Source organism: Mesorhizobium terrae, from assembly GCF_008727715.1.
In the GTDB taxonomy this organism is placed as follows: Bacteria; Pseudomonadota; Alphaproteobacteria; order Rhizobiales; family Rhizobiaceae; genus Mesorhizobium; species Mesorhizobium terrae.
Genome location: NZ_CP044218.1, coordinates 5,389,377 through 5,414,589 on the forward strand (window position 1 = coordinate 5,389,377; position 25,213 = coordinate 5,414,589).

Here is a 25,213-nt window from a genome sequence, read left to right on the forward strand (position 1 = left end):
AAATGCCAACCGCCTGTTGAAGGAGGCACGTCAGCGCGCTCTTTCGATCGGGACAATACGCATCGAATTCTCGCTTTCAATGAATATTGCACCGCACAACGCCGTCCGCGCGGATTCAACGGAAGCTTGTTGTATATTTACAACTAAGATGTTGATTTTAAACAGATTTTGGCACAAACGGCACAACGACAGAAAACTGTCATAAAAGGCGCACTCTTCGTCGAATAATATTCTCGAAAGGAGCGTAAAGGGCGGTGAAACAACCGGGAACGAAGGCGCTCAGGTCGTCTGCGGAAGCTGGTCCGTGCTGGCGGAAACCGCCGCCGCGGCGCGGATGACATCGTCGGATCGATCCTTGGTCAAAAGGTCGATCGGAGCCTCGCCATCGAACTCCGCGGCTGGTCGAATCAGCCACGACCACGCGGTGCGTGGATGCCCAATCAATTGCAAAACCTCGCGAATGCCCGGCACCGGCCGGCCATCGACGAATTGGGCGAGCGGAAAGACATGTTTCCTGCCGCCGGTACGCAGCGCGATGACCTCGCCGCGCCGCTGCCAGCGGTGCAGCGTGGAGCGCGGTATCCGCAGCGTCTCTTCCAGATAGGTCGAGCCGGCCACCTGCCCTGCCCAATCCTCGATGAGCGCCGACGCCAGCCCGCCACGCTGCGGCTGCGAATCGCTGGCCATCTCGGATTGCGAGGCGGCGGACGTCTCCATCGAATCGAGCTGGCCTCTTGCCGACGTCGATTCGGTTTCTTGCGCCGCGTCGGCCAGCAGCAGCCTGACGATCTTGGGCGCCAGCTTGGAAGGGTTCTTCAGGGTAGCCGAGAGCGCTCTGTGCTGGCGCGGCGACAGATTGATGATCGCGGTTGCAACGCTGCCGCCGACGATAGCCGCCAGCTTCACGGCATTCTCGGATGTCTCACCACCGCGACCGCGCAGGGCTTGTTCCAGCGCTGCCGCAACAACTCGCTCGAGCTCAGAGCGGACAACGCCGCTTGCCGCGCTGTTGAATTCGTTCATTCGCATCATTCCGCCGCTGCCTCGGCATGGGGATGATGCCTAGGCTGTACACGGCTATAGGTGCGGTTTGTGACAGTTGCGCGACTGGCGCTGGCGCCCGGTCAGTGCGGGAAATCCAGCCCCATCTCGCGGTAGCGCTCGGGATCGTCGCCCCAGTTCTCGCGCACTTTCACGAACAGGAACAAATGCGTCTTCTGTTCGAGGATCTCGCCGATCTCCCTGCGCGCGGCTTCGCCAATGGCGCGGATGGTTTCGCCCTTGTGGCCGAGAACGATCTTCTTCTGGCTGTCGCGCTCGACATAGATGACCTGTTCGATGCGAACCGAACCGTCCTTCTTCTCTTCCCATTTCTCGGTCTCGACATGGGAGGAGTAGGGCAATTCCTGATGCAGGCGCAGATAGAGTTTCTCGCGGGTGATCTCGGCTGCCAGCTGGCGCATCGGCAGGTCGGAAATCTGATCCTCCGGATAATACCAGGGACCGGACGGCAATGTCGCAGCCAGATAGTCGAGCAGGTCCTTGCAGCCGGAGCCGGTCAAGGCGGAAACCATGAATGTCCTGTCGAACGCGACGCGTTCGTTGGCAGTTTTCGTCAGCGTCAGCAGCGCTTCCGGTTTCACGCGGTCGACCTTGTTCAGCACCAGAACCTTTGGCTGGCGCACGTCCGCCAACCTGTCGAGGATGGCGTCGGCGTCGCCCTTGATGCCGCGCTCGGCATCGATCAGCACCAGGACGATATCAGCATCCTTGGCGCCGCCCCAGGCGGTCGTCACCATCGCGGTGTCGAGGCGTCGCCTCGGCTTGAAGATACCGGGCGTGTCGAGCAACACGATCTGAGCGGCGCCATGGGTGGCGATGCCACGCACCAGGGCACGCGTCGTCTGCACCTTGTGGGTGACGATCGACACTTTCGAGCCGACAAGCTGGTTGATCAGCGTCGACTTGCCGGCGTTCGGGGCGCCGATCAGGGCGACGAAGCCCGAATGCGTGGCCTGCTCACTCTCACCGATCGACGTCACGGCATATCCCCTTCTTCCGGAACCCAGACGCCCTCTCGCACCAGAAGGGCCGTGGCGGCAGCCTGTTCCGCCTCACGCTTCGAACGACCGCTGCCGGTTGCGGGCGCCCTTTCGCCAACCTTGACCCGAACGGTAAACACCGGATCGTGGTCCGGCCCCTCGCGCCCTTCGATACTATAGTCAGGCGTGGCGCCTGTCGCCTGGTGCGCCCATTCCTGCAACTCTGTCTTGGGGTCGCGACGTGCCGCGCCGACGGCGCCGGCACGCGGCTTCCAATAGGTGTGAATGAACCGCCGGGCAACATCGATGCCACCGTCGAGATAGATGACCGCGATCAGCGATTCCAACGCGTCGGCGCGCAGGTTGACCCGCTTGCGCTCGGCCAGATTGCGAACTTCGCTGCCGGCGCGGATCAACTCCGCGAGCCCGATTTCGTCGGCGATCTGCGCCAGGGTTTCGGCATTGACCAGAGCGTTCAGCCTGACCGACAGCTCGCCTTCCGGCGCGTTTGGGAAATCTGCGAGAAGCATGTCGGCAATAACAAGGCCGAGCACCCTGTCGCCGAGGAACTCGAAGCGCTCATAGTCGACACCGGCCTGGCTTCCACGCGCGCTGGCATGGGTCAGCGCCCGCTGCAGTCGCTGCGGGTCGCTGAAGGCGTGACCGGTTCGGCTTTCCAGGACGGCGGCAAGCGCGTCGGCTGTCAAACGCTTCGGTGCCGTCATAGGCTAGTGGACAAAATTGAAGAGGCGCGAGGCACGCATCTCGGACGGCCACTTCCAAATCTCGAGCGGGCTTGCACCACCGGAAATCGAGAAGAAGATGATGTTTGCGCGGCCCACCAGATTGTCGGCAGGCACATAGCCGACGGAGAAGCGGCTATCGCTGGAATTGTCGCGGTTGTCGCCCATCATGAAATAGTGCCCTTCCGGCACCTTGAACTCGCGCGTGTCGTCGCCGATGCCATTCGGCGTCAAATCGAGCGTATCGTAGGAGACGCCGTTGGGCAGCGTCTCGCGATAGACGTCGACCGGGCGATTCTGCTCGGTGATGTCGGGATTGTCGATCTGGCCGACCTTCACGCGCGGCACGCCGACATCGTTGATGAACAGCTGGCCGCCCTTCATCTGGATCTTGTCGCCTGGCAGGCCGACGACGCGCTTGATGTAGTCGACGGACGGATCCGGCGGGAACTTGAAGACGACGACGTCGCCGCGCTTCGGCTCGGAGCCCCAGATGCGACCCGAGAAAAGGTCCGGACCGAAGGGCAGCGAGTAGCGCGAATAGCCGTAGGCCCACTTGGTGACGAAGAGATAGTCGCCTTCCAGAAGCGTCGGACGCATCGAACCGGACGGGATGGAAAATGGCTGGAAGAACAGCGTGCGGATAACCAACGCCAGAAGCAAGGCCTGCACAATGACACTGACGGTCTCGCCAAGCCCGCCGCTTTTCTTGTCGGATTTATCTGCCACGCTCATCTCGTCCTCGATGCCTCGCCGGTTCATATACGGGGTCGTTGCCTGTCCGGCAACGCCCATAAGTCCTTCCAACGCCTATCACTGTGGCGCTTATGCGACAGGCAGCGCCTCGATAATCACAAAGGCTTGAGCGAGTGGGTAGTCGTCGGTGATGGTCAGGTGGATTGCGGCCCGGTGTCCTGCCGGAACGAGCTTTTCCAGTTGCTCGGCGGCACCGCCGGTCAAAACCATGGTCGGCTTGCCGCTTGGCAGGTTGGCAACGCCCATGTCGCGCCAATAGACACCTTGCGCGATGCCGGTGCCGAGTGCCTTGGCGCAAGCCTCCTTTGCCGCGAAGCGCTTAGCATAGGAGGCGGCCCGCATCCTGCGTCCCTCCGACCGCGCCTGCTCCACATCGGTATAGACACGCTTGACGAAACGCTCGCCGTGGCGCTCGAGCGACTTCTCGATGCGGCGGATGTCGATCAAATCGCTACCGATGCCGATGATCATCGCGTGGCAGAACCCAGATGGCCCACATCCGACGCGGGATGGCCGCGCGCGGCGCGCTCGGCCAGACGCCGGCGCTGCCGATCCTGGAATTTGGTCATGCCCCAACGGGTCAGGCCATAGGTGATCAGACCGGCCGTAAGACCCAGTGGAATGGCGCCAATGGTCATCGGCTTCAGCACTGGTTCCCAAAGCTGCGCGAAGCTCAGGTGACGCAACATGGCACCGAGATGCGCCGGCGGACCGCTGTGAGGAACATGCTCGTTCAACAGCAGCCTGCCGGTTTCCCAGGAGGCGCCCCACAGGAACGGTACCGTCAGCGGATTGCCCACGGCCGTTCCGATCGCCGCGGCGACGAGGTTGCCGGCAACCACCCAGCACACCACCGCGGCGATGACAAAATGCAGGCCGAGCGGAAAGAAAGACGCGAACACGCCGGCGGCGACGCCAGCAGCAACGGCATGCGGTGTCGCCTTCAACCGGACGATGCGCTTGGCGAAATAACGCAGCGAACGCGAAAGGGAGCGGCGCGGCCACAGCCAAATGCGCAACCGCTCGCTTAAACTCTCGGCTTCCCTTCGCTTGAACAGCATATGTCAGGCCAAACTCTATAGTGCCGCGATCGTTACAGCGCCCGGCTGCCGGGTTTAACCGCCGGCAGTGCGGCAAGTTCCGGCGGCAACTTGTCCGCAGGATACGCCGGAACCTCATACTGCGCGAGGGCAATCAGGGGCACCCCCACCTCGGTCTTTCCGGCTGAACGGTCGATGATGCAGGCAGCCGCCAGCACCTCCGCGCCAAGGTCGCGCAGGCAATCGATGGTCTCGCGGATCGACAGGCCGGTGGTGACGATGTCCTCGACGATGACGACGCGGGCGCCTTTCTCGATTTCGAAGCGGCGCAGCCGGAACACACCCTGCTCGCGCTCCACCCAGATGGCCGGTACGCCGAGATGGCGCGAGGTCTCATAGGCGGGGATCAGCCCGCCGACCGCCGGACCGACGACATAGTCGATCGGCCCTTCGACCTCTGCCCGGATCTTGCCAGCCAGTGCCTTGCACAGCCGTTCCGTCTTGTCGGCATGCATGAAAACACGCGCCTTCTGCAGGAAGACCGGGCTGCGCAATCCCGAGGTGAGGATGAAATGCCCTTCGAGCACCGCGCCCGCCGAGCGAAAGATATCCAGCACTTCAGCCGTGTTCATGCCTGCGGTTCCGATCATCCATTGACGCGCCGCGCATCGCTGACGCTGGAGTTTTCCTTGAGCTGCGACAGCAGCCGGTTCAAATGCTTCAGGTCCCAGACCTCGATGTCGATCAACATTTCGGTGAAATCGGGCGCGGTGCGCACCATCGACAATGTGTGGATGTTGGCATCGTTAGCGGCCACGACTTGCGCTATATCAGCAAGCGATCCCGGCGCATTGATGGCAGTCACCGAAATACGTGCGGGAAACCGCTCGCGATTGTTCTCGTCGATGTCCCAGCGCACGTCTATCCAACGTTCCGGCTGATCGTCGAACGCCGTCAGCGACGGCGACTGGATCGGATAGATGGTGATGCCGGACCCCGGCTGGATGATGCCGACGATACGATCGCCCGGCACAGCACCCTCCGGCGCGAAACGCACGGGCAGATCACCACGCACGCCGCGGATCGGCACGGCGGCATCCCTGGGCTGGCTCTTGTCGCGCCGCGCGGCACGGCCCGGCATCTGGAAGAGCATGCCGGCGGCGTTGCGTATGCGCGACCAACCCTCTTCGCGGTGCTTGGGCTGGGCAACAGTGACGCGCTCGTCCTTGTAATCAGGGAACACCGCCTTCAGCACATCCGCCGAAGCGAGTTCGCCGCGGCCGACGGCGGCCAGCACATCCTCGATGTCCTTGCGCGCCAGGCGGTGCAGCACCGGCTTCAAGCTCTCCTTCGAAAAGGTCTTGCCGCCGCGTTCGAAGGCGCGCTCCAGAATGCGCATACCGAGGCCGGAATACTGCTTGCGGATGGCGTTCTTGGTAGCCCGGCGGATGGCGGCGCGCGCCTTGCCGGTGACCACGATCGATTCCCAGGCGGCGGGTGGCACCTGCGCCTTGGAACGGATGATCTCGACCTCGTCGCCGTTCTTCAGTTCCGTCATCAGCGGCATCACGCGGCCGTTGACCTTGGCGCCCACGCAGCTGTCGCCGACGTCGGTGTGGACGGCATAGGCAAAATCGATCGGCGTCGCGCCACGCGGCAACGCGATCAGCATGCCCTTGGGGGTGAAGCAGAAGACCTGGTCCTGGAACAGCTCCAGCTTGGTGTTTTCCAGGAAATCCTCGGGATTGTCGCCCTCGGCCAGCTGCTCGATGGTGCGGCGCAGCCAGGCATAAGCGTTGGTTTCCTTGGAGATCGTGTGGGTGGCGCCGTTGGTCTTGCCCTTGGCATCCTTGTAGATCGAATGCGCGGCCACGCCATATTCGGCAATCTTGTTCATCTCGCGCGTACGGATCTGCAGCTCGACACGCTGGCGCGACGGACCGACGATGGTGGTGTGGATCGAACGATAGTCGTTCTGCTTGGGGGTCGAGATGTAATCCTTGAACCGGCCGGGAACCATCGACCAGCTGGTGTGGATCAAGCCCAGAGCGCGGTAACAGTCCTCGATCGTGTCGACGACCACGCGGAAACCAAAAATGTCGGACAGTTGTTCGAAGGACAGCGCCTTGGCTTCCATCTTGCGGAACACCGACCAGGGCTTCTTCTGCCGGCTTTTGACGCCAGCCTTGATGTTGTGTTTCTCGAACAGGGCCGAAAGCGCGTTCTCGATCTCGGCGAGCACACCCTTGTTGCGCTCCGATATCTCCGCCAGCCTGGCGGTCACCGTGCGGTAGGCTTCGGGATTGATGAAGCGGAAGGCGATCTCCTCCAGCTCCTCGCGCATGCCCTGCATGCCCATGCGCCCGGCCAGCGGCGCATAGATTTCCATCGTCTCCTCGGCGATGCGCACGCGCTTGTCCTCGCGCATATGGTCGAGGGTACGCATGTTGTGGAGCCGGTCGGCGAGCTTGACCAGGAGAACGCGAACGTCCTCCGAAATCGCCAGCAACAACTTGCGCAAATTCTCGGCCTGCTCGGCCTTCTTGGAAACAAGGTCCAGCTTCTTGAGCTTGGTCAGCCCTTCCACCAGCTTGCCCATGTCCGGACCGAACAGTTCGTCGATCTCGGCGCGGGTCGCGGTGGTATCCTCGATCGTGTCGTGCAGCAGGGCGACCGCGATGGTCGCCTCGTCGAGATGCATGTCGGTGAGGATGGCAGCAACTTCGAGCGGGTGCGAAAAATAGGGATCGCCGGAAGCACGCTTCTGGTGGCCATGCTTCTGCATGGCATAAACATAGGCCTTGTTGAGCAGCGCCTCGTTGACGTCGGGCTTGTAGCGCTGCACGCGCTCGACAAGCTCATATTGACGCATCATGGGCGGATTCTCGCAAAGCTCAAATGAATCATGCGCCGCAGCGACGGCGGCGCATGTCACAAATAGCCACGAAAACTATGGCGCGAAAGGGCCGAAGCCCCGTCGGCTATCAATAATCGTCGTTCTTTTCCGGCGCGACCAGGCCTTCGATGCCGGCCAGCAGGTCTTCTTCCGTCATACGGTCGAAAGTGATGTTCTCTTCCGGCTCGTCGGCATCGGCCGCGACGGCAGTGCCGGTCTGATCGGTGATCGCTTCGCTTTCGGGCGCTTCCGGCTCGTCGACCTCGACATGCTTCTGCAGCGAGTGGATCAGATCTTCCTTGAGATCGCCGGGCGAAAGCGTCTCGTCGGCGATCTCGCGCAGCGCCACGACCGGGTTCTTGTCGTTGTCGCGCGGCACGGTGATCTGTGCGCCCTGGCTGATCTGGCGGGCGCGATGGCCGGCCAACAGCACCAGCTCGAAGCGGTTGTCGACCTTGTCGATGCAATCTTCAACGGTTACGCGGGCCATTCGATGCCCCTTTCATGCTCTTGATCTATTGGAAATCTGGCGGGCTCCATAGCCCGAACCAGGCCGGATTACAAGCACGACGCGCCTCGGCTGCCTTTGCCGGCTCGCGATTGATCACAATTTCTTGCGCAGCCCCTCTTGCTCTTGGAATGCCATGATGCCGGCGTTATTCCATCAAGAATAAGGGCCTGGGTATTTTCTATGAAACCTTGCCCTACGTACTTATCGCGCCTCTTATTTTCAAGAAGGATATTGCCGTGTTCGATCCACGCGAAAAAATCGCCCTTTTCATCGACGGCGCCAATCTTTACGCGACCTCGCGCGCACTCGGTTTCGATATCGACTACAGAAAGCTGCTGGCCAGCTTCCAGAAGCGGGGCTATCTGCTGCGCGCCTATTATTACACCGCGCTTGTCGAGGATCAGGAATATTCCTCGATCCGCCCATTGATCGACTGGCTCGACTACAACGGCTTCAAGGTGGTGACCAAACCCGCCAAGGAATTCACCGACGCCGCAGGGCGCCGCAAGATCAAAGGCAATATGGACATAGAACTGACGGTCGACGCGCTGGAGCTCACCGACGTCGTCGACCACTATGTCATCTTCTCCGGCGACGGCGATTTCCGCACGCTGGTGGAAGCATTGCAGCGGCGCGGCCGCAAAGTTTCCATCGTCTCGACCATGTCTTCGCAACCGCCGATGATTTCCGACGATTTACGCCGTCAGGCCGACCACTTCATCGACCTTGCGACCTTGAAGAACGAGGTCGGTCGCGATCCGAACGAACGGCCTGTCCGCCGCGCCGAGCCGGCTGTCGCGCATGATGATGACGAAGACGAATATTGATGGTAGCAGGCGGCATGCCCGCCTCGACCGAACCCTCCCACGATTGCCCGCTCTGCCCTCGCCTGCATGATTTCATCGCTGGCTGGCGCGAGCGTGAGCCGGCCTGGTTCAACGGTCCCGTTCCGGCGTTCCTGCCGCGTGACGCCGCGGCAAGGCCAAGCGAAGACAATGTGCGCCTGCTCATTGTCGGCCTTGCGCCCGGCCTGCGCGGCGCCAATCGCACCGGACGCCCGTTCACCGGCGACTTCGCCGGCGACCTACTTTACTCGACCCTGATTTCGCATGGTTTCGCGCGCGGCAAATTCGAGGCGCGCCCGGACGATAGCCTGGAACTTGTCGACACGGCGATCGTCAATGCGGTGCGCTGCGTGCCGCCGGAGAACAAGCCGACCGGACCGGAAATCGCCACCTGCCGGTCGTTCCTCGTTCCGACCATAGGCCGTTTTCCGAAGCTGAAGGCCATATTGACGCTCGGCGCCATCGCGCATCAGTCCACCGTGCGCGCGCTCGGCCTGCGTGTAGCGGCCTTCCCTTTCAAGCATGGCGCGCACTATCAGGCCGGGAACGTTGCTTTGTTCTCCAGCTACCACTGCTCGCGCTACAACACGAATACCGGCGTGTTGACGCAGGAGATGTTCGTGAAGGTCTTTGCCAACATCAGGGATAAGCTCGGTCCGGCCTGATGCAAGCTCGGTACGGAGGGTAGCGGCAAGCCGGCCACCCCACCGTTCGCATGGTAACGTTGAGCCTCAGCCCCGTTCCTTCAGCAGCCTGCCTTTTTCGCGAGCCCAGTCGCGCTGCTTTTCGGTCTCGCGCTTGTCGTGCAACTTCTTGCCGCGCCCCACCGCGAGCAGCAGTTTCGCCCGACCGCGGTCGTTGAAGTAAATCTTCAGGGGCACCAGCGTCATGCCCTCGCGCTCGATGCTTTGCGAGAGCCTCGCCATCTCGCGCTTGTTCAACAGCAGCTTTCGGCGCCGGCGCGGCTCATGGTTGAAACGGTTGGCCTGCAGATATTCCGGCAGATAGGAGTTGATCAACCAGATGCCGCCGTCTTCGACCGAAGCGTAGGAATCCTGGATATTCGCCTGCCCCTGGCGCAACGACTTGACCTCGGTGCCGGTCAGCACCAAGCCGGCCTCGATTGTGTCGAGAACCTCATAGGAGAAGCGCGCCTTGCGGTTTTCCGCGGCGACCTTGTTGTTGGGATCGGCTTTTCTGACCTGGTTCATGGCATCAATTTCAAATGATTGGCGATGCGTCCCCGCAAACGGAGTGTTGGAAACGCATCTGAAAAGAAGCCATCAAATGGTCATGCGAAGCTAGCCCCGCAAGAGCCGTAACAGCTTAGTTGATCAACCCCGCAACGCGCATGGCCGCATCGATCTTGGCGGCCGTGCTCGCTTCGACCGTCATCAGCGGCGAGCGCAGGACATTTTCCACCTTGCCGAGACGCGACAATGCGTATTTGGCGCCAGACACGCCCGGCTCGACGAACAGCGCCTTGTGGAGCGGCAAAAGCTTGTCCTGCAGTTCCAGCGAACGTTCCTTGTCGTTGGCGAGCGTTGCTTCCTGAAACTCGGAGCAGAGCCGTGGCGCGACATTGGAGGTGACTGAAATGCAGCCGACACCGCCATGCGCGTTGAAGCCCAGCGCGGAAGCATCTTCGCCCGAAAGCTGGATGAATTCCTTGCCACATGTCGCGCGCTGCTCGGACACGCGCTCGATCTTGCCGGTCGCATCCTTGACGCCGACGATGTTCTTGAATTCGCTGGCCAGCTGCCCCATCGTCTCGGGCATCAGGTCGATCACCGAACGCGGCGGGATGTTGTAGATGATGATCGGCAACTTGGTCGCCTTGGCCACCGTGGCGAAGTGCTGATAGAGCCCGCGCTGGGTCGGCCTGTTGTAATAAGGCGTCACCACCAGCGCCGCGTCCGCACCGGCTTCCTCGGCAAACCGCACCAGGCCGACCGCTTCCTCGGTGTTGTTGGAGCCCGCTCCGGCAACCACCGGCACCCGCCCCTTCGCAACTTCGATGCAGACCTTCACCACGTGGCGATGTTCTTCATGCGAAAGCGTGGGCGACTCGCCAGTCGTACCGACCGGAACCAGTCCCTTTGTGCCTTCCTCGATCTGCCAGGCGACAAGCGCGCGAAAGGCTTTCTCGTCGAAACGCCCGCTCTTTTCGAACGGTGTCACGAGCGCAGTAAGCGAGCCTCTCAGCATGTCTTCAAACTCCACGGACCCAGAGGGTTCCAAGCTTCGGTTTCAATGTTTCTCTTGTGGTGCCAAACGGCAGTTGGCCCCAGCCCATCGAAGGGCCGCGCACCATAGTCTCGACACTGTTCTGGAGCAAGTAGAGCCGGTGCAGAAGACGGCAAACGAAACAGAGGCGCTAACCTTTCGTTCACCATCTCTTCATCGCGGCTCACTAGGCTCTTTGCAATCGATGCCTATCTGTAGCGCGCAACCACTTTGAACAGACCGGAATCATGACCGCCAGACGGTTCTATCGTTATGCATTGTTTGGGGCGCTGGTCGCGCTGGCGCCTGCCATCGCGATCGGCAGCAGCGCCGACACGCGACCGACCGAAGCACTGCCCATGTTCCCGGCTCCCGACAAGGCGAGCCTGCCCGTCTTCGATCTCACCCAACTGAAAAGCGGGCTGGACGCCCTCACCGCCAGGAACTTCGCCGCGGCGCGCGCGGCGCGCGACAATCTGCCGGTCTCCTCGCTCGACCATCATATCCTGGCTTGGGCGATCGCGCTTTATGGCGGCGACAAGGTGCCATCCGATGAGATCACGGCGGCCGCGCAACTGCTGCCTGGCTGGCCTGGAATGACGACGCTGCGGCGCAACAGCGAACGCGCCCTCGCCCGGGAAAACCCGACGCCCGATATCGTCATCAAGGCCTTCGACGGCAGCCGGCCGCAGACGGCGGAAGGAACGATCGCGCTGGCCAGGGCCTATGTGGCGAAAGGCGACGCGAAGGCGGCACAGTCCGTCCTGTCACCTTTCTGGCGCACGGAAAAGCTGGAGGCCAGATACGAGACGGCCATCATCAATGAGTTCGGTCCGATCATCCCGGTGGCGGATCACCGCTACCGCATGGAGCGCATGTTCTATGCCGATCGCGTCGATTCCGCGCAGCGCGTCGCGACACTCGCCGGCGCGCAGCCTTTGGCCGACGCCTGGGCGGCCGCCTCGCAAGGCGACAAGAAGACACCGAAGCTTTTGGCAGCCGTGCCGGCCGACCAGCGCGGTGCCGGCTACCTGTTTGCCCAGGCGGAATATCTGCGCAAGCGCAAGAAGTTTGCTGAAGCGGCAGCGGTTATGCTGAAGGCGCCGACCGACCGTGCCGCGCTGGTCGATCCCGACGCGTGGTGGATCGAGCGGCGCGTGCTGTCGCGCGAACTGGTCGACCAGGGCGACATGAAGACGGCATACAAGATTGCCGCCGCGCATGCCGCTGAAAGCCCGATCAATGCAGCGGACGCTGAATTCCACGCAGGCTGGTATGCGCTGCGTGGGCTGAACGACCCGGCCAAGGCGGCGGAGCATTTTTCGCGCATCCCCACTCTGGCACAGGGCGCCCTTTCACTGTCGCGCGCTTATTATTGGCTCGGCCGCGCCGCTGAAGCTGGCGGACCGGGCGATGCCAAGGCCTATTTCACCAAGGCATCGCTCTTTGGCACCACCTTCTATGGCCAGCTCGCCGGAGAGCGCGTCGGCAACCGTACGCTGAACATTGCCGACCCGCAGTCCAGCGACAGCGACCGCTCGACCTTCGCGGCGCGTGAGGCGGTGGCGGCCATCACGCGGCTGCAGGAAGCGGGCTATCAGCGCTTTGCCGACACACTCTATCTCGATCTCGCCGGCCAACTGACCAGTCCTGGCGAATTGGCATTGCTGGCCTCGATGGCCGAGAAACAAGGCAATCATTTCCTGGCGCTTCGGATCGGCAAGATCGCCGCCGCCAATGGCATCAATGTAGGTGCATTGTCGCACCCGATCGGCGTCATTCCTGACAGCGCCAATATTTCCGGGTCGGGCAAGGCGCTGGCCTATGCCATTGCCCGCCAGGAAAGCGAATTCAATGTCAGCGCGGTTTCTCGCGCCGGTGCACTCGGCCTGCTTCAGCTGATGCCCGGCACCGCAGAACAGCTGGCGAAAAAGGCCGGCATGGCCTTCAGCCAAGCCAAGCTGACCACCGACGCCGGCTACAACGCTACGTTGGGGGCGACGTTTCTTGGGCAGCAGTTGGACCGCTACAACGGCTCCTATGTGCTGACTTTCGCCGGTTACAATGCCGGACCGCGCCGCGCCGACCAATGGGTTGCCCGGTACGGCGACCCGCGCGGCAAGAAGATCGACGAGATCGTCGACTGGATCGAGCGGATTCCGTATTCGGAAACAAGAAGTTACATCCAGCGCGTGATGGAAAACTACGAGGTCTACAAGATGCGGATCTCCGGCCAGTTCGACATTGTCGGCGATCTGGTCGATGGGCGAAAATGATCGCCCGAAACGCCTGTCTTCAGATCGCGGCCATAGACAACCTGTAGGTGAAATAAAAGGTCAAAAGTGGAAATAACCGCCACCGCTTGTGAGCTGTAAAATGGAATCGTCTTCCTGTTTCAATGACCTGCGCGATTTTCGCGGAAAGGTTGCGGATTTTTTATTCACGCCACGCAATATCCCTCGATAATCGGCTCGATTGCGTTGAACGAACGCCTGATTTGACGACGCCTCCTCTCATCTGTAGCCCTTTGAAGAAGACTACGGCATCGGGAGGCACTTCGGCGTGGCGGAAGCTTTTTCGGATTTCTTCTATTCCGCCCCGGACGGGCTGAAGCTGCACGCCAGGGTTTATGGGGAACAGCATGGCGAGGTCCTGCCAGTCGTCTGCCTGCCGGGCCTAACCCGCAATGCACGAGACTTTCATGAACTGGCGCTTTGTCTGTCGACCTCCGCGGAAACAAAACGCAAGGTTGTCGCCGTCGACTATCGCGGCAGGGGACAATCCGCCTACGACCCCAATGTGGCCAACTACAATGTCGGCATTGAAGCCGGCGACATTCTGGCCGGGCTCGACGCGCTGGGGATTTCGGAAGCGGCTTTCATCGGCACCTCGCGCGGCGGGCTGATCATCCATGTGCTTGGCATGATGAAACCCTCGGTGCTGAAAGCCATCGTGCTCAACGATGTCGGCCCGGCGCTGGAAATGGCGGGCCTCGCGCACATCAAGTCCTATCTGGAAAGGGCGCCGCGGCCGGAAAGCCTCGACGAGGCCGTTGAGGCGCAAAAATCGGCACACGGTGCCGACTTTCCGGCACTTGGCGATACCGACTGGCGACGCATGGTGGCAGCCATCTATCGTACCGAAAACGGCAAGCTCACCCCGGACTTCGACCCGAAACTGGTGGATACGCTGGCTGGCGTCGATCTGTCCAAACCCTTGCCGACCCTATGGCCGCAGTTCGACGCGCTGACCTCGATACCGATGCTGGCCATCCGCGGCGCCAATTCAAGGCTGTTGTCTGGTGAGACCCTGAATGAAATGGCGCGCCATCACCCGACATTGCAGACGGTGACGGTGCCCGGCCAAGGCCACGCGCCTTTCTTGGAGACAGGTGATCTGCCGCAACTGATCGCCAATTTCATCGATCGATCGGAGCGGCAATCATAGCTTCGGCCGCTCGTCGCATTCACGAGATCGGCCAAGACACCTCAAGGCATCAATCGTAGGGTCTTCTTCGAATGGATCGCGCCCAATTCGTTTTCGAACCGAGCACGATCAGGCGCGCTTTTTCTCTCCGACAGCGGTCGAGGCCTTCTTTGCGCGCGGCTTACGGGCCTTCACGACGGCCGGGGCAGCGGCTTCCAGCGGCGAAACAGCGGCCGCATTGGTGCTTTCGACGGGCCGCGTTTCAAGAACCACGACACAGCTGTCGAGATCGTTCGTCGCCAGATGGGCGTAACGCATGGTCATCTGCAGCGTCTGGTGGCCGAGCCACATCTGAACGCGCCTGATGTCGATGCCGCCCTGAACCAGCCTGGAAGCACAGGTATGACGCAATATGTGCGGCACCACCTGGTCATCTGCGCCGAGGCCGACTTCCTGCTTCGCCTCGTTCCAGATCTGGCGGAATTGCGGCTGATTGAGCATGACGAACGGGCCTTTCGGCCGCCGGCCTTCACCCGAAAAAGCGACTGTGTCGCGCGCGCGCTGCGTCAAAGGAATGGTGCGGCTGCGGCCGGATTTGGTGATCCAGAAGCTGACGCGCATCGGCTGCAGATCGTTCCAGATCAGCCCGAGGGCCTCGCCGAGGCGGCAGCCGGTGTCGACCAGGAAGACCGAGAGCCGGTAAGCGTCTTCGCTGCGGCTGCGAATGGCCGCGAACAGCCGCGCCTCCTCGTCCTTTTCGAGGAAACGGATTCGTCCCGCCCGCTCCTTCTGGCGACGGAACTCTGGCAGACTGTGGATATCCCCCATTTTTTGAGCCTTGCGCAGCAATTTACTGAGCGCAGCCATCTTACGATTGATGGTTGCGTTGCTGTTGCCACGTTGGCGCAGGGTACCGACCAGGTTGTCGAGAGTGCCTTGGTCGAACGTACTAAAGCGTTCGCCAAGCAAAATCTCGTCTATTTCGCCGATGAACGAACTGACATTGTATTTATGTCGTCCATCGTCCCACAATATGTCGCGATAGGCTGAAAATAGTTCGCCGATCCGATAGGATTTCACCTCCCTTATATTGCCGGTGTTGTATTTCACCCGGATATTCTGAGACGTAAAAACTGCAAATCGATCGGAGAGCGTGCTCTCCTGAAGCGCGTCTTGAGACATCTTTTTGCCACACCCCCCTGTGGATGCCCAAAGGCTTAACCACAAGGAGCCGTCCTTTCAAGAGAGCAACTTGCAATCGCCTCATTCCGGCAAACGACCGGAATCCCTTCGAAGCGACCTGCAAACTTGCTTCAGCTACCGTTCCACCCCCTTGATCCTTCTTCGTTCCCAAGCCCAACGCAGAAACAAAAGAACCCGGGCGCAGAACGCCCGGGTTCGATATGTCATAGGAGACGCGACATCTCTTAGAAGTCGCGCTGGAAGCGCAGGATACCGCCAACGCCGTCCGACTTGGCGTGATACTTGCTGTTGCCGACATTGAAGTAATCAACTTCGGCCGTGATGGTGAAGCCCGGAACCAGCTGGTGCGCGATGTTCGCAGCGAGACCGAAGGTCTTACCCTGGTCGTACGAAGCCTGCACGTTGAACGAGGTCTTCTCGTTGAACTTGTAGGTACCGCCACCCCAGACAGCCCAGTTGCCGTCCCACTGCTTGTAATAGGTGTGGTTAATACCCTTATCCAGGTCTTCGCCGCCGTAGCCGCCCATCACCCAGAGATCGATCTGGTCGGAGACCTTGACGTCGACGCGAACCTTGGCGGCGACTTCTTCCAGATTGCTGTCGTAAGCGACAACACCGACGATGCCACCCCAGCCAGCGGTGTACTTCACGCCGCCAACAATGTGCGGCACGTAGCTGTCGATGGTGTAGGCCTTGTCACCCTGTTCGAGCGAGACGATCGCCGAGAAGCCGCTGCCGGCGTCGAAGGTGTAGCTGATCAGGTTGGTGTCGAAACGGCCATAACCAACGATCGTATCGTCGATGACGTTACCGGCATAACCCGAGAAAGTGTTGAAAGCCGATTCGTCCTTACCGACGCGCAGGCCACCGAGCTGGATCCAGGCGAAGTTCAGCGTAACACCGTTGGCTGCAGCATAGTTGGAGGCACCGGCCTGATCCCCAGACGAATTGGAGAAATCGAAGCGGGTCTCGGTGTAGGTCTTCAGGGTGCCGAGCTCGGTTTCCTGGCCGGTCCAGGTCTTCAGAGCGAAGCGGCCGCGCTTCCAATAGGTATCCTGCAGCTTGCCGGTCAGCACGTCACGAACATTCGTGGTGCCTTCGCGATCGCCCACGCCGATGTCATAACGGATGTAACCGCCGACGCGCAGGCAGGTCTCGGTGCCCGGGATGTAGAAGTAGCCAGCGCCGTAGACGTCGCAGATCTTGACGTATTCAGCGGGTTCCGGCTCGGCAACGACGACAGCGTCGGCGGCGCGCGCACCGGAGACTGCGAGCAGTGCCGCAGCGGAGCCGAGGAGAAGGCTCTTGATGTTCATTTTCTGACCTCCAGTCAGAATCGAACGTCATTTTCGTTGGCGCAGCCGGTGAATGCGGCATATCACGTTGTTATTGCTTCGTTTTCTTATTCAGAAAGACACCGCGCGGCTATAACAAGCACCGCGTTGATTGCGCCGCATAGCGTAAACGCCACTCAGTTAAGGGCGCGGACGATTTGATTTGAGCTGCCTGGAAGGTGGCGGAGAGGATGGGATTCGAACCCACGAGACCCTTTTGAGGTCTACTCCCTTAGCAGGGGAGCGCCTTCGACCACTCGGCCACCTCTCCGTTGCCGGGCTGGATAAAGAAAAGGCCGGCCACAATCAATAAGCCAACGCAGTTCGAACTCAAAAAACCGCGGCATCCACAGCGACGATTCTCCTGGGAGCCGGTCGAGCACTGCGATTCTTGAGAAGATTCGCCCGGAAACGCGGCTTTTCGGGACCTGGCGGAACCTCCTTGGTTAATGAGAGCTTTCCGCCATGGGCAAAATCGTGTCATTTGTGCAACAACGCTACCCGATCACGTCCGGACTGCCCTTCCGCCTGCACGATCCTTATTGAACCGGGCCGCCCGATGGGTAATGTCGATCTCGAAGAAGCGGCGCGCAGCGCATCTTTTTCAGCATGGGGATGGGGCAGGGAACGCTGTCCTTCAGCAAAAAATACCCAGACCCGTTTTTAAACTTTTGACTGGAGGTCAGAAAATGAACATCAAGAGCCTTCTCCTCGGCTCCGCTGCGGCACTGCTCGCAGTCTCCGGTGCGCGCGCCGCCGACGCTGTCGTCGTTGCCGAGCCGGAACCCGCTGAATACGTCAAGATCTGCGACGTCTACGGCGCTGGCTACTTCTACATCCCGGGCACCGAGACCTGCCTGCGCGTCGGCGGTTACATCCGTTATGACGCTGGCTTCGGCGACGTCGGCTCGTTCGATGGCGCTCGCGCCAACGACCGCCTCACCGGCAAGGACCAGGGCACCTGGTGGAAGCGCGGCCGCTTCGCGCTGAAGACCTGGACCGGTCAGGAGACCGAGCTCGGCACCCTGAAGACCTACACCGAGACCCGCTTCAACTTCGGCAACTCGCAGAACTACGGCTCCAACAGCACGGCCAGCAGCTTCTCGCTGAACTTCGCCTGGATCCAGCTCGGTGGCCTGCGCGTCGGTAAGGATGAATCGGCCTTCAACACCTTCATCGGTTACGCCGGCAACGTCATCAACGATACGCTGGTTCCTTACGGCGACTTCGACACCAACCTGATCAGCTACACCTTCGATGCCGGCAACGGCCTCTCGGCGATCGTGTCGTTCGAACAGGGTTCGGGTGGCGAATCGCGCATCCGTCGCCCCGGCGACACCTGGGTTATCGACAACAACACCATCGACAGCTACGTCCCGCACGTGGTTGGCGGCGTGAAGTACACCGCTGGCTGGGGTGCGATCACCGGCGTCGTTGCTTACAACAGCAACTATGAAGAGTGGGCTGGCAAGGTTCGCTTGGATGTGAAGGCGACCGACCAGATCGACCTGTTCATCATGGGCGGCTACGGCACCGACGACAATATCGACCGCAGCTTCTACAAGCAGTGGGGCGGCAACTGGGCTGTGTGGGGCGGTGGCACCTACAAGTTCAACGAGAAGACCTCGTTCAACGCTCAGATTTCGTATGACGACGCCAAGAACCTCGGCGTGGCTGCAAACATCGCGCACCAGCTGGTTCCGGGCTTCACCGTCACGGCCGAAGTCGACTACCTGAACGAAGGCAACTTCGGCAAGCCGGACTACACCGGCAGCTGGACCAACGCCAACAAGAAGAACAGCGTCGGCGGCCTCATCCGCTTCCAGCGCGACTTCTAAGAACAGTCCCTACGGACTTTCTGAAAACCCGGCGGGCAACCGCCGGGTTTTTTCTTTTTTCCTTCGTCATGCCGTTCCAGCGATCAGCAGCCAGTGCTTGCGCGGTTCGGTCGGTCGCTGTAGCCAGAACGCGAAACACCATCCGGGGCCTCTCCATGCCAAAACATCCTCCGCTGTCACCGATCGTCGCGGCGCTGCCGGCGACAGTGCCCTTCGTCGGCCCGGAGGCGCAGGAGCGCGACCGCGGCAAACCGTTCCGGGCTCGCCTCGGCGCCAACGAAAGCAGCTTCGGCCCGTCGCCGCGCGTCGTCGAGCGCATGAAGGCGATCGCCGGCGAGATGTGGATGTATTGCGACCCCGACAATCACGACCTGAAGCTCGCCGCGGCGGCGCATCTCGGCATCTCGGCCGACAACGTCGTGGTCGGCGAAGGCATTGACGGGCTGCTCGGCCTGGTGACGCGCATGTATGCCGGGCCGGACTTGGCGGTCGTAACCTCGCTCGGCGCCTACCCGACCTTCAACTTCCATGTCGCCGGCACCGGCGGGCGGCTGGTCACCGTTCCTTATGAGAAGGATCGCGAGAGCCTCGACGGGCTGCTGGCGGCGGTAAAGCGCGAAAACGCGCCGCTGGTCTATCTCTCCAATCCCGACAACCCGATGGGGAGCTGGTGGGAGGCGGCGGACATCAACCGCTTCATGGAGGCCCTGCCCGCAACCACCATGCTGGTGCTGGACGAAGCCTATGGCGAGCTCGGCCCTGCCTCGGCACTGCCTGCGGTCGACGTCAGCCGGCCTAACCTCATCCGCATGCGCACTTTCTCCAAGGCTTACGGGCTGGCCGGCATACGGCTTGGCTACGCCTTCGGCGAAGCCGGAGTGATCAGCGACTTCGAGAAGATCCGCAACCACTATGGCGTCAGCCGCATGGCGCAGGAGGCCGGCGTCACAGCGCTGGCCGACCAGGACTGGCTGCGGGCCGTGGTGGGCAAGGTCGAGGCGGGGCGCAAGCGAATCGCGACAATCGCCCGCGACAACGGTCTTACTCCCCTGCCCTCGGCCACCAATTTCGTCACGGTCGACTGCGGCCGCGACGGCGCCTTCGCGGCAAAAATCATGCAATCGCTGCTGTCGCGCGACGTCTTCATCCGCAAGCCGATGGCGCAGGGGCTGGATCGCTGCATCCGCATCAGTGTCGGCCTCGATCATGAGCTCGACATACTGGCCGAGGAACTGCCGGGCGCGGTTGCGGCGGCCCGAGGCAACTAGGCGCGACACCCAGCGCAGCCTACTCAATAGAATAGCCTATCGCGCGGAACCGGTATGCTCAGGCGCGCCTGGGCTTCGGCGCCGTCAAACCGCATGACCGCAACATCCAGCGGCGGCCGTCGCTGCGCAGGTCGGTGAGGCTGAGCGGCTCGACATCGATGTGGCGGAAGCCGGCAAGCGGCGCCTGCAGCACATGCAGGATCGCGGCGCGGACGACCGTGGCGTGGGTGATAGCGACCGTATGACCTGGCTGGGCGACAAGGCTGTCGAGCAAATCCGAGACGCGGGCCGCGACAGCCGAGAAAGGCTCCCCTTCCGGCGGTGACGTGTCGGGATCGGTCAGCCAGCCCTGCGCCGCTTCCAGGGCCACCCGCTCGACCGCCTCGAAGGCGAGGCCGGCCCAGCCGCCATAGTGCTGGTCGCGCAGCGCCGGCGTTTCCACTGCGTCCAGCCCCAATGCTTCCGCCGTCTGGCGCGCGCGCCGGGCTGGAGCGGTGAGGAACCTATCCGCCGGATCGACAAGCCTGGCCAGGCGCGCCGCGGCGGTCACGGCCTTCGGCTCAAGCGGCTCGTCGGACGGGAAAAAGCCGCGCCGGCTGGCCGCGCTGGCGCCGCAGCAGATCAAGGTAAGACGTACGAGCATCAGGCAAGCATCTGGAATCACGGCCCCAACTGCCGGCAGGCTAGCACAAGTCCAGCGCGCGGCGGCGCCACGCGGCTCGACATGGCTGGGGAGGAAATTGCCCGCAAGGCTTGCGGGTCCGGCGATCAGCTTTCAAACTGCCCGGCGAATCCGCAGCGTCCTGGTCAATAGGATGCGATTTCACCAATCCGTCGATTTTCTGCCTGCGACGGAGATTTGCAAGGCTCTTGTAATCCGGCCGCCATACTGAGCCGCGATGACAGATCGAGCCCGAGAAGGACAGCATGCAGGCGACATACTTCAATCCGCGGAGCATGATCTACGGGCTTCTCTCCGTCATTCTCTGGCCAGTCATCTTCACCGCCAGCATGATCGGCTCGTATTTCGCTTTCGAAAGCGACCATCCGATCCTGTGGTTCAACGTCGTCTACCTCACCAGCATCGCCGTCATCGCGCTTTTCGAGCGTTTGATGCCTTATGAGCGGAGCTGGCTGGAGCCGGATGGCGAGACGTTCAACAATGTCGCCCACACCACGGTGACCAAGGGGCTGACGCAGATCGCCGCCGCCATCACCACCTCGTTTCCGCTTCTGTTCGCGACCATCGCGCAACCGGCGCTGCACCCTTCCTATTCGCTGTGGCCAAGCGAAGCGCCGATGTTCGTGCAAGCCGTTCTCGGCCTGGTGATCGCCGAATTCGGGCTCTATTTCGCGCATCGGCTGAGCCACGAACGCCTGACGCTGTGGCGGTTCCATGCGCTGCACCACAGCGTGGAGCGGCTGTGGGTGCTCAACACCGGGCGATTCCACTTCGTCGATTCGCTGTTCAAGATGCTGCTTGGCCAGTTGCCGCTCTATCTTCTGGGCGCGCCGCTGCCGGTGTTTCTGTGGCTGGGCGCGGTCTCGGTGTTCATCGGCCTGCTCACCCATTGCAACATCGACATGCGCACCGGCCTGCTCGACCGGATCTTCACCACGCCGCGCATCCATCGCTGGCACCATTCGCGCGACCTGCGCGAAGGCAACACCAATTATTGCGAGAACATCGTGATATGGGACCAGGTGTTCGGCACCTATCTCAACCCGCCGCGCCCATCCTCGACCGACATCGGCATCAGCGGAACCATCGACAAGAGCTTCCTCGGCCAGATCGTGCAGCCCTTCTCCAAGGCCGGCATGCGGCGGATCATGGGCAAGGCTCCGCGCGAAAGCGACAGGAGCGTCCCAAAAAGCCAGGAACAGCCGGAGCGGCAGGAAGCCTAGGATGCATCCTGCTTGAGCGCGGACACCGCCATCTCGCTGTCGCGGATGTGTTCGTTGGCGTCGGGCTGGCGTTGCACCAGAAGGATGAACAAAAGATCGGTGAGCGCCAATTGCGCGTCGCGGGCCGAAATGGCGGAGGAGCGCACGCCATCGTCGTCGCCGACTGAATAGAGCACGACATCGGCGATGCGGCTGAGCGGATTGTTTTTCAGCGATGTCATGACGATGACCGCGGCGCCGCGGGCCTTGGCCAGTTCGGCGATACGCAGCGTCTCGATGCTGGCGCCGGAATGCGAAAGCGCGAAGAGAACATCATTGCGCCCAAGCGAGGAGGCGCTGGCGAGCTGCACATGGCTGTCGCTGTCGTGCAGGACGTTGCGGCCCAGCTTCATCAGCTTGATGGCGAAATCGCGCGCCACCAGCGCCGAGGCGCTGACGCCGGCAAGATGGATGCGCCCGGCCTTGTCCAGCCGGTCGAGCACCTCGCCGATGGTCTGCTCGCTGTTGACCGACATGCTCTGCTGCATGGAGGCGAGCTTGGAGGCGACCAGCTTCTGCAGGACGGTCATATAGCCGTCGCCGCGCTCGATCGAGCCATGCACCATGCCGGCCGGCGCGTGCCATTGCTTGGCCTTGGCCTCGCTGACGGCGAGCTTCAATTGCTGATAGCTGGAATAACCCAGCTTCTGCGAGAACTTGACGACGCTGGACTGGCTGCGGCCGGTCTGCTCGGCCAGCGCCGCGGACGACAATTGCAGCATCTCGTCGGGATTATCGACGATGAACTGGCCGATCTGCCGATCGGCCGGCGCCATGGTGTCGAGCGTGGCGTGGATCTTCTTGAGAACCGACATAGAGCCTGCTTCTTTGCCAATCGGGCAAGGAATAGAATATTCCAACGCAGGTTGACAGGGAAGAATATCCCGGTCAACTCTCGCCATGGTACCGCCAGTTCAACAGCTGCCGGAATGGACCCTGAACCATGGACAGATTGCGCATTGTCGGCGGGCAGCGACTGCAAGGCGCGGTCGCCATTTCCGGTGCCAAGAATGCGGCGCTGCCGCAGATCGCGGCATCGCTGCTCAGCCCCTCCCCGCTGGAACTGACCAACCTGCCGGCGGTCAGCGACGTGGACAACATGCTGAATGTGATTGCCCAGCATGGCGCCCAGATCAGCCGTTCGGCCCAGGCGGTGACGATCGACACCAGTGCGGCCGCTTCCAGGGAGACGACATACGACACGGTGCGCAAGATGCGCGCCACCGTGCTGGTGCTGGGGCCACTGCTCGCCCGCTTCGGCCAGGCGCAGGTATCGCTTCCCGGCGGTTGCGCCATCGGCGCGCGGCCGGTGGACATGCATATCAAGGCACTCGCACAATTGGGCGCCGACATCGGCATCAAGGGCGGGTCGATCGTGGCCAACGCGCCGGACGGCCTGACCGGCGCACGCATCGTGCTCGGCTCGCCCTCGGTCGGCGCCACCGAGACGGCGATGATGGCGGCAACGGCCGCCAAGGGCGAGACCGAGATCGTCAATGCCGCACGCGAGCCGGAAGTGGCCGACCTCGCCGCCTGCCTTGGCGCCATGGGCGCCACCATCGAGGGCGCCGGCACGCACCGCATACTCGTGCAAGGCGATACGCGCTGGCGCGCCGCCAGCCATCACACCATTCCCGACCGCATCGAGGCCGGCACCTATGCGATCGCGGCGGCCATCACCGGCGGACAGCTGGAACTGACGCATGCGCGGCTGGAGCACCTCGCCTCGGTGGTGCAGATCCTGGAGGCGACCGGCGTCAGCGTGTGGCCCGGCGACCGTGGCCTGATCGTCTCGCGCGACGGGCCGCTGCGTTCCGTCGACGTCACCACCGAGCCCTATCCCGGCTTTCCGACCGACCTGCAGGCGCAGTTCATGGCGCTGATGTGCTGCGCGCCGGGCGCCTCACTGCTGCGCGAAACGGTATTCGAAAACCGCTTCATGCACGTGCCGGAACTGATGCGGCTGGGCGCCAACATCACCTTGCAGGGAACCTCGGCGCTGGTGCGCGGCGGCAACCCGCTGCGCGGGGCGCAGGTGATGGCAACCGATTTGCGCGCCTCGGTTTCGCTGGTGCTGGCGGCGCTGGTGGCCGAGGGCGAAAGCGTGGTCAACCGCGTCTACCACCTCGACCGCGGCTATGAGAGCCTCGACCGCAAGCTGCGCATGTGCGGCGCGACGATCGAGCGGTTCCGCGAATGAGCGCCGCGCCGCATTTCTATCTCGGCGTCGACGGCGGCGGCACCGGCTGCCGCGCCCGCATCGAGGACGAAGGCGGCACGGTGCTCGGCCAGGGCCTGTCCGGACCGGCGACGACGCGGCTTGGCATCGAAGCCGCATGGGCCTCGATCGCGCGCGCCTTCGGGGCGGCCGCCGAGGAGGCCGGCTTCGGCCGGGCCGAACTCAAGCACACCTTCGCCGGCATCGGCCTGGCCGGCATCGGCCGCAAGGGCGCGCTGGAGGCGCTGCGGGCGATCGAGCATCCCTTTCTCGGCATCGACTTCACCAGCGATGGCATGGGCGCCTGCCTTGGCGCCCATTCGGGCCTCGACGGCGCCATTGTCATCGCCGGCACGGGCTCGATCGGGCTGGGTTTTGTCGGGGACCGCAATCTGCGCGTCGGCGGCTACGGTTTTCCAATCTCGGACGAAGGCAGCGGCGCCGACCTAGGACTGAAGGCAGTGCAACTGGCGCTGCGCGCCCAGGACGGCCGCCATGACCGCTCCGCCCTGCTCTCGGAAATCATGCAGCGTTTTCAAGACGATCCGATGGAGGCGGTGGCCTGGATGGATCGCGCCACGGCGACCGATTACGCGGCCCTCGCCCCGACCGTGATGCGCCATGCCGACCAGGGCGACGCGGCGGGACGGCGCATCGTGCAGGCGGCGGCCGAGCAGATCGACACGCTGGTGCGCACGCTGTTCGACAAGGGAGCGCCGCGCGTCACCTTGTTAGGCGGATTGGCCAGCCCGCTGGAACCGTGGCTGGCGCCTGATGTGCGCCGGCGGCTGAAACCGGCCGATGGCGACGCGGTGTCGGGCGCCATCATCCTGGCACGGCGGGCCGGTAGCCGGATGGCGAATTGCCCGCCTTGAGGTGGTTTGGAATATTTAATTCCATCCTATATTGACACAAAGGAATAA

The 25,213-nt window shown here is 62.3% G+C and carries 24 protein-coding genes and 1 tRNA gene; 9 read left to right on the forward strand and 16 right to left on the reverse strand.

Annotation, left to right across the window (positions count from 1 at the left end; all coding sequences use genetic code 11):
* Positions 1-279 precede the first annotated feature (279 nt).
* From FZF13_RS27170 to rpoZ, 9 genes are all read right to left on the reverse strand, one after another.
* Positions 280-1,023 carry an antitoxin Xre/MbcA/ParS-like domain-containing protein gene (locus tag FZF13_RS27170; RefSeq protein WP_024926761.1) on the reverse strand — a complete coding sequence of 248 codons (744 nt, stop codon included), beginning with the start codon at positions 1,021-1,023 and terminating at the stop codon, positions 280-282.
* Between the two features lie 101 nt (positions 1,024-1,124).
* Entirely contained in the window at positions 1,125-2,042 is a 918-nt protein-coding gene (era, locus tag FZF13_RS27175) for a GTPase Era (RefSeq protein WP_024926762.1), read from the reverse strand.
* Positions 2,039-2,767, reverse strand: a complete 729-nt coding sequence (gene rnc / locus FZF13_RS27180) for a ribonuclease III (RefSeq protein ID WP_024926763.1) — start codon at positions 2,765-2,767, stop codon at positions 2,039-2,041. Before rnc ends, era begins: the two co-directional genes overlap by 4 nt.
* 3 nt (positions 2,768-2,770) lie before the next feature.
* A complete protein-coding gene (lepB, locus tag FZF13_RS27185) occupies positions 2,771-3,520 on the reverse strand; it encodes a signal peptidase I (protein WP_024926764.1) in 750 nt (249 codons plus the stop codon).
* Between the two features lie 90 nt (positions 3,521-3,610).
* Positions 3,611-4,012: a holo-ACP synthase gene (gene acpS, locus FZF13_RS27190; RefSeq protein WP_024926765.1), complete on the reverse strand. Its 402-nt coding sequence runs from the start codon at positions 4,010-4,012 to the stop codon at positions 3,611-3,613.
* The gene (locus FZF13_RS27195; RefSeq protein WP_024926766.1) at positions 4,009-4,602 is read right to left on the reverse strand and encodes a DUF2062 domain-containing protein; all 594 of its coding nucleotides are present in this window, start codon (positions 4,600-4,602) and stop codon (positions 4,009-4,011) included. Before FZF13_RS27195 ends, acpS begins: the two co-directional genes overlap by 4 nt.
* 32 nt (positions 4,603-4,634) lie before the next feature.
* A complete protein-coding gene (gene pyrE / locus FZF13_RS27200; RefSeq protein WP_024926767.1) occupies positions 4,635-5,213 on the reverse strand; it encodes an orotate phosphoribosyltransferase in 579 nt (192 codons plus the stop codon).
* Positions 5,214-5,227: 14 nt separating this feature from the next.
* Positions 5,228-7,456: a RelA/SpoT family protein gene (locus FZF13_RS27205; RefSeq protein WP_024926768.1), complete on the reverse strand. Its 2,229-nt coding sequence runs from the start codon at positions 7,454-7,456 to the stop codon at positions 5,228-5,230.
* A 109-nt stretch (positions 7,457-7,565) separates the two neighbouring features.
* The gene (gene rpoZ / locus FZF13_RS27210) at positions 7,566-7,967 is read right to left on the reverse strand and encodes a DNA-directed RNA polymerase subunit omega (protein ID WP_024926769.1); all 402 of its coding nucleotides are present in this window, start codon (positions 7,965-7,967) and stop codon (positions 7,566-7,568) included.
* 257 nt (positions 7,968-8,224) lie between these two features.
* Between rpoZ and FZF13_RS27215 the strand changes: the two genes are divergently transcribed.
* Together FZF13_RS27215 and FZF13_RS27220 are read left to right on the forward strand one after the other, a co-directional pair.
* Positions 8,225-8,815 carry a LabA-like NYN domain-containing protein gene (locus FZF13_RS27215; protein WP_024926770.1) on the forward strand — a complete coding sequence of 197 codons (591 nt, stop codon included), beginning with the start codon at positions 8,225-8,227 and terminating at the stop codon, positions 8,813-8,815.
* A gap of 14 nt (positions 8,816-8,829) precedes the next feature.
* Complete coding sequence (locus tag FZF13_RS27220) at positions 8,830-9,498, forward strand: uracil-DNA glycosylase (protein WP_024926771.1); 669 nt, start codon at positions 8,830-8,832, stop codon at positions 9,496-9,498.
* Between the two features lie 66 nt (positions 9,499-9,564).
* Here the strand turns inward: FZF13_RS27220 and smpB are convergent, their stop codons facing one another.
* Both smpB and dapA read right to left on the reverse strand, forming a co-directional pair.
* Positions 9,565-10,044 (reverse strand): SsrA-binding protein SmpB, encoded by a 480-nt coding sequence (gene smpB, locus FZF13_RS27225; RefSeq protein ID WP_024926772.1) that lies wholly within the window; start codon positions 10,042-10,044, stop codon positions 9,565-9,567.
* Positions 10,045-10,159: 115 nt separating this feature from the next.
* Positions 10,160-11,041 carry a 4-hydroxy-tetrahydrodipicolinate synthase gene (gene dapA / locus FZF13_RS27230; RefSeq protein ID WP_024926773.1) on the reverse strand — a complete coding sequence of 294 codons (882 nt, stop codon included), beginning with the start codon at positions 11,039-11,041 and terminating at the stop codon, positions 10,160-10,162.
* Positions 11,042-11,307: 266 nt separating this feature from the next.
* Here dapA and FZF13_RS27235 point away from each other — a divergent pair, with 266 nt between their 5' ends.
* Together FZF13_RS27235 and FZF13_RS27240 are read left to right on the forward strand one after the other, a co-directional pair.
* On the forward strand, positions 11,308-13,335 hold the full coding sequence (locus tag FZF13_RS27235; RefSeq protein ID WP_024926774.1) for a lytic transglycosylase domain-containing protein: 2,028 nt from the start codon (positions 11,308-11,310) through the stop codon (positions 13,333-13,335).
* Positions 13,336-13,621: 286 nt separating this feature from the next.
* Positions 13,622-14,506, forward strand: coding sequence for an alpha/beta fold hydrolase (locus tag FZF13_RS27240; RefSeq protein WP_024926775.1), 885 nt, complete (start codon positions 13,622-13,624; stop codon positions 14,504-14,506).
* Positions 14,507-14,614: 108 nt separating this feature from the next.
* Here the strand turns inward: FZF13_RS27240 and FZF13_RS27245 are convergent, their stop codons facing one another.
* The 3 genes from FZF13_RS27245 to FZF13_RS27255 all read right to left on the reverse strand — a co-directional run bounded on the left by FZF13_RS27245 (position 14,615) and on the right by FZF13_RS27255 (position 17,293).
* Complete coding sequence (locus FZF13_RS27245; RefSeq protein ID WP_024926776.1) at positions 14,615-15,667, reverse strand: tyrosine-type recombinase/integrase; 1,053 nt, start codon at positions 15,665-15,667, stop codon at positions 14,615-14,617.
* 245 nt (positions 15,668-15,912) lie between these two features.
* Entirely contained in the window at positions 15,913-17,004 is a 1,092-nt protein-coding gene (locus tag FZF13_RS27250; protein ID WP_024927281.1) for a porin, read from the reverse strand.
* A gap of 198 nt (positions 17,005-17,202) precedes the next feature.
* Positions 17,203-17,293 (reverse strand) — tRNA-Ser (locus FZF13_RS27255).
* Between the two features lie 418 nt (positions 17,294-17,711).
* On the opposite strand from FZF13_RS27255, the gene FZF13_RS27260 reads away from it, so the two are divergent.
* Both FZF13_RS27260 and FZF13_RS27265 read left to right on the forward strand, forming a co-directional pair.
* The gene (locus tag FZF13_RS27260) at positions 17,712-18,860 is read left to right on the forward strand and encodes a porin (protein WP_024927280.1); all 1,149 of its coding nucleotides are present in this window, start codon (positions 17,712-17,714) and stop codon (positions 18,858-18,860) included.
* A gap of 155 nt (positions 18,861-19,015) precedes the next feature.
* A complete protein-coding gene (locus FZF13_RS27265) occupies positions 19,016-20,128 on the forward strand; it encodes a pyridoxal phosphate-dependent aminotransferase (RefSeq protein ID WP_024925427.1) in 1,113 nt (370 codons plus the stop codon).
* A 58-nt stretch (positions 20,129-20,186) separates the two neighbouring features.
* On the opposite strand, the gene FZF13_RS27270 is transcribed toward FZF13_RS27265, so the two are convergent.
* Positions 20,187-20,771, reverse strand: a complete 585-nt coding sequence (locus FZF13_RS27270; RefSeq protein ID WP_024925428.1) for a histidine phosphatase family protein — start codon at positions 20,769-20,771, stop codon at positions 20,187-20,189.
* Between the two features lie 284 nt (positions 20,772-21,055).
* Between FZF13_RS27270 and olsE the strand changes: the two genes are divergently transcribed.
* Positions 21,056-22,033: an ornithine lipid hydroxylase OlsE gene (gene olsE / locus FZF13_RS27275; RefSeq protein WP_036254879.1), complete on the forward strand. Its 978-nt coding sequence runs from the start codon at positions 21,056-21,058 to the stop codon at positions 22,031-22,033.
* On the opposite strand, the gene FZF13_RS27280 is transcribed toward olsE, so the two are convergent.
* On the reverse strand, positions 22,030-22,887 hold the full coding sequence (locus FZF13_RS27280) for a MurR/RpiR family transcriptional regulator (protein ID WP_024925430.1): 858 nt from the start codon (positions 22,885-22,887) through the stop codon (positions 22,030-22,032). The genes olsE and FZF13_RS27280 overlap by 4 nt on opposite strands.
* A 128-nt stretch (positions 22,888-23,015) precedes the next feature.
* On the opposite strand from FZF13_RS27280, the gene murA reads away from it, so the two are divergent.
* On the forward strand, positions 23,016-24,272 hold the full coding sequence (gene murA, locus FZF13_RS27285; RefSeq protein ID WP_024925431.1) for a UDP-N-acetylglucosamine 1-carboxyvinyltransferase: 1,257 nt from the start codon (positions 23,016-23,018) through the stop codon (positions 24,270-24,272).
* Entirely contained in the window at positions 24,269-25,165 is an 897-nt protein-coding gene (locus tag FZF13_RS27290) for a glucosamine kinase nucleotide-binding domain-containing protein (RefSeq protein WP_024925432.1), read from the forward strand. The genes murA and FZF13_RS27290 overlap by 4 nt, the downstream gene beginning before the upstream one ends.
* Positions 25,166-25,213 lie beyond the last annotated feature (48 nt).

What these genes read in the sequence shown, in the direction of transcription:
- FZF13_RS27170 (WP_024926761.1), bottom strand. Translation starts at nt 1,023, where the DNA reads ATGAACGAATTCAACAGCGCGGCAAGCGGCGTTGTCCGCTCTGAGCTC.
- rnc (WP_024926763.1), bottom strand. Translation starts at nt 2,767, where the DNA reads ATGACGGCACCGAAGCGTTTGACAGCCGACGCGCTTGCCGCCGTCCTG.
- lepB (WP_024926764.1), bottom strand. Translation starts at nt 3,520, where the DNA reads ATGAGCGTGGCAGATAAATCCGACAAGAAAAGCGGCGGGCTTGGCGAG.
- acpS (WP_024926765.1), bottom strand. Translation starts at nt 4,012, where the DNA reads ATGATCATCGGCATCGGTAGCGATTTGATCGACATCCGCCGCATCGAG.
- FZF13_RS27195 (WP_024926766.1), bottom strand. Translation starts at nt 4,602, where the DNA reads ATGCTGTTCAAGCGAAGGGAAGCCGAGAGTTTAAGCGAGCGGTTGCGC.
- pyrE (WP_024926767.1), bottom strand. Translation starts at nt 5,213, where the DNA reads ATGAACACGGCTGAAGTGCTGGATATCTTTCGCTCGGCGGGCGCGGTG.
- FZF13_RS27205 (WP_024926768.1), bottom strand. Translation starts at nt 7,456, where the DNA reads ATGATGCGTCAATATGAGCTTGTCGAGCGCGTGCAGCGCTACAAGCCC.
- rpoZ (WP_024926769.1), bottom strand. Translation starts at nt 7,967, where the DNA reads ATGGCCCGCGTAACCGTTGAAGATTGCATCGACAAGGTCGACAACCGC.
- FZF13_RS27220 (WP_024926771.1), top strand. Translation starts at nt 8,830, where the DNA reads ATGCCCGCCTCGACCGAACCCTCCCACGATTGCCCGCTCTGCCCTCGC.
- smpB (WP_024926772.1), bottom strand. Translation starts at nt 10,044, where the DNA reads ATGAACCAGGTCAGAAAAGCCGATCCCAACAACAAGGTCGCCGCGGAA.
- dapA (WP_024926773.1), bottom strand. Translation starts at nt 11,041, where the DNA reads ATGCTGAGAGGCTCGCTTACTGCGCTCGTGACACCGTTCGAAAAGAGC.
- FZF13_RS27235 (WP_024926774.1), top strand. Translation starts at nt 11,308, where the DNA reads ATGACCGCCAGACGGTTCTATCGTTATGCATTGTTTGGGGCGCTGGTC.
- FZF13_RS27245 (WP_024926776.1), bottom strand. Translation starts at nt 15,667, where the DNA reads ATGTCTCAAGACGCGCTTCAGGAGAGCACGCTCTCCGATCGATTTGCA.
- FZF13_RS27250 (WP_024927281.1), bottom strand. Translation starts at nt 17,004, where the DNA reads ATGAACATCAAGAGCCTTCTCCTCGGCTCCGCTGCGGCACTGCTCGCA.
- FZF13_RS27260 (WP_024927280.1), top strand. Translation starts at nt 17,712, where the DNA reads ATGAACATCAAGAGCCTTCTCCTCGGCTCCGCTGCGGCACTGCTCGCA.
- FZF13_RS27265 (WP_024925427.1), top strand. Translation starts at nt 19,016, where the DNA reads ATGCCAAAACATCCTCCGCTGTCACCGATCGTCGCGGCGCTGCCGGCG.
- FZF13_RS27270 (WP_024925428.1), bottom strand. Translation starts at nt 20,771, where the DNA reads ATGCTCGTACGTCTTACCTTGATCTGCTGCGGCGCCAGCGCGGCCAGC.
- olsE (WP_036254879.1), top strand. Translation starts at nt 21,056, where the DNA reads ATGCAGGCGACATACTTCAATCCGCGGAGCATGATCTACGGGCTTCTC.
- FZF13_RS27280 (WP_024925430.1), bottom strand. Translation starts at nt 22,887, where the DNA reads ATGTCGGTTCTCAAGAAGATCCACGCCACGCTCGACACCATGGCGCCG.
- murA (WP_024925431.1), top strand. Translation starts at nt 23,016, where the DNA reads ATGGACAGATTGCGCATTGTCGGCGGGCAGCGACTGCAAGGCGCGGTC.
- FZF13_RS27290 (WP_024925432.1), top strand. Translation starts at nt 24,269, where the DNA reads ATGAGCGCCGCGCCGCATTTCTATCTCGGCGTCGACGGCGGCGGCACC.